Source organism: Streptomyces sp. SID4985 (assembly GCF_009863025.1).
In the GTDB taxonomy this organism is placed as follows: Bacteria; Actinomycetota; Actinomycetes; order Streptomycetales; family Streptomycetaceae; genus Streptomyces.
Genome location: NZ_WWIR01000324.1, coordinates 1 through 2,370, shown reverse-complemented (window position 1 = coordinate 2,370; position 2,370 = coordinate 1). Strand labels below are relative to the sequence as shown.

At 70.1% G+C, this 2,370-nt stretch carries 2 protein-coding genes; both read right to left on the bottom strand.

Going from position 1 to position 2,370, the window contains the following annotated elements; genetic code table 11:
* A partial coding sequence (locus tag GTW40_RS13675; RefSeq protein WP_237525500.1) for a hypothetical protein occupies nucleotides 1–1,837 on the bottom strand: 1,837 nt, incomplete at its 3' end.
* 113 nt (nucleotides 1,838–1,950) lie between these two features.
* Entirely contained in the window at nucleotides 1,951–2,169 is a 219-nt protein-coding gene (locus GTW40_RS13670; RefSeq protein WP_161180450.1) for a hypothetical protein, read from the bottom strand.
* Nucleotides 2,170–2,370: the final 201 nt, after the last annotated feature.

The window sequence follows — 2,370 nt, the reverse complement described above, 5'->3', positions numbered from 1 at the left end:
TGTCGGTCGCGGTGCCGGTCGGCTGCTGCGACGGGCCGCCGCCCGGTCCGCCGTTGCCGCCGGGTTCGGCCGACTGGCTCGCCCCCTTGGTCGGCTTCGTGCCGGGCTTCGTCGAGGACGAGGCGGACGGCTCCGGCGCGGACGCGGACGCGCTGCCGGAGGCGGTGGCGCTCGGGCTGCCGGAGGCGCCGGACGGTGCCGCGCCGGGCACGGCCGACGGCGAGGCGGACGCGGTGCCGGGGCTCGCGGACGGGCTGCCCTTGCCCTTCTCCGGTGTGGACGCGTCCATGGGCGGCGGCGCGGTCGTGGGCACCCCGGGCTGGAGGATCGGCGCGATCGGCGGCTTCTTGGGCAGCGGCTTCGGGGTCACCCCGGACATCCAGGCGTAGCTGAGGCCGCCCAGGCCGACGAGCAGGGCCGCGCACAGTGTGACGCGCAGGGCGGGGCGTCCGGCGGTGGAGCGCTTGGCGGCCCGGAAGAGACGGCCGCCGATCTTGATGGTGAGATAAATGACACCCGCCATCGGGCACAGCAGCATGAAGCTGCCGAGCACGCCGACCAGACCCTCGACGATCTTGCCGTCGGCGAAGGCGGAGCCCGTGCCGACCAGTTGCTCGGTCAGCGAGCGGACCATGGTGGTGATGATGCGCGGCAGGTTCCACAGGCCGTAGGCCAGCTCGGCGATGATCAGCGGGACCATCGTGAGCACCCAGGTCGCGACGATGACGCGCGCCGACTTCTTCAGCCCGGCGACCTCTTCGCGGGCCGCCCGTCCCTTGGCGGTGGGCAGCAGGGAGAGCAGGATGGGCTTGATCTTGCCGTAGAGGTCCGGGACTCCGGCGAGGTCGCCCAGGATGTAGTAGCCGTCCAGGCGGACGGCCGGCATCAGCTGTTCCAGGATCTCGAAGTGCCCGAGGTAGACCGCGGCCAGGAAGAACGGCTCCCCGGTGGCGAAGTAGGCACCGGCCATGGCCAGCATGAAGACGACGTTGAAGTAGACGCCGCCGAAGTCGGTGCGGATGCGGCCAGCGCGGTTGATCCGGTAGACGTCGGTGACGTCGGTGTACATGGACGGCCAGATGAGGAAGAGGCCGCAGCCGATGCATCCCGGCCGGGCGCCCCCGTATCTGCACGCCGAGGCGTGGCCGAACTCGTGGAAGACGAGGGAGGCCACGGTGAGCAGGAAGACGATCAGGATCAGGATCGGCTGGTCGAGGACCTCCAGGACCGGTTCGATCGCCCCGAAGAAGCCGAACAGCCACACGTCCATGGCGACGGCCGTGAGCAGTACGGCGGCGACGACCACCGGCTTGTGCAGCCACTGCAGCGACCGGGCGATCTTCGCCGTGCGGCGCTCGTTGAAGATCACCCGGTGACCCTTGAGGGCCAGCAGCAGGTCGGAGCGCGGGGCGTCGACCTCGTCGCTCTCCTGGCCCTCCGGCACGGTCACGCCGAGCGGTTCGAGCTTGTTCTCCACCAGGTAGCGGATGTTCTCCCCGCTGACCTCACGGCCGAAACGCGCGCTCACCCGGTGGGCGATGGTGTCGACGTCGCGGACGCCGTCGACGGACGACGCCACGAGATACAGCAGCCGTGACAGCTGCACGACCTGCCCGTCCCCCCGACGGGCGATGTACTTGGGCTCGGTGAAGCCCGAACCCTGGTACTCGCCGTGCAGCTTCAGCCCCGCGCTGATGCGCGGAACGGGCCGGGACGGCACCTCCGCGTCCGGCAGGCTGCCGGCCGCCACCTGCTCGTACGTCACCGGCCAGCCACCGGGCCCGGGCAGCGGGCCGGTGTCGTACAGCGTGGTCGTGCCGTTTCCCGACACCGTCATGTGTGGTCTCCCCCCACGTCATGGCCGCCGCTTCCCCCCGGCATGGCCGCGGGGGCGGACCGCCCCGGATTCGGGCGCGGTCCGCCCCCATGGCCGCCCGTGCGGCGGTGCCGTTACTGCTTGACGGAGATCGCCTGGCCGGCCTGCGACTGGGCGTCCGACCACACGGAGTGGTCGTTGAGCGCGGCCGACTGGTTCTGGGCCTCGATGTTCGCGATGTGCTTGGTGACGTTGGTCGTCTTGTTGAAGCTGAACTTCAGCTTGCCGAGGGCCTCGCGGCCCGGCAGCAGCTCCGCGGACTCGTTGTCCAGGTCACGCATGTCCATGCTCATGATGGTGGTCCTTTCGGAAAGATCTCGGAGGGTGGAGGTGCGCGGGTGTTACTGGGTGACGCTGATGGTCTGGGCGGCGCCGGAGCTGGCGACGGAGAACGCCGAGTGGTCGTTCAGCGCGGCGGACTGGTTCGAGGCCGCGATGTTGGCGACGTGCTTGGTGACGTTCGTCGTCTTGTTGAAGCTGAACTTCAGCTTGCC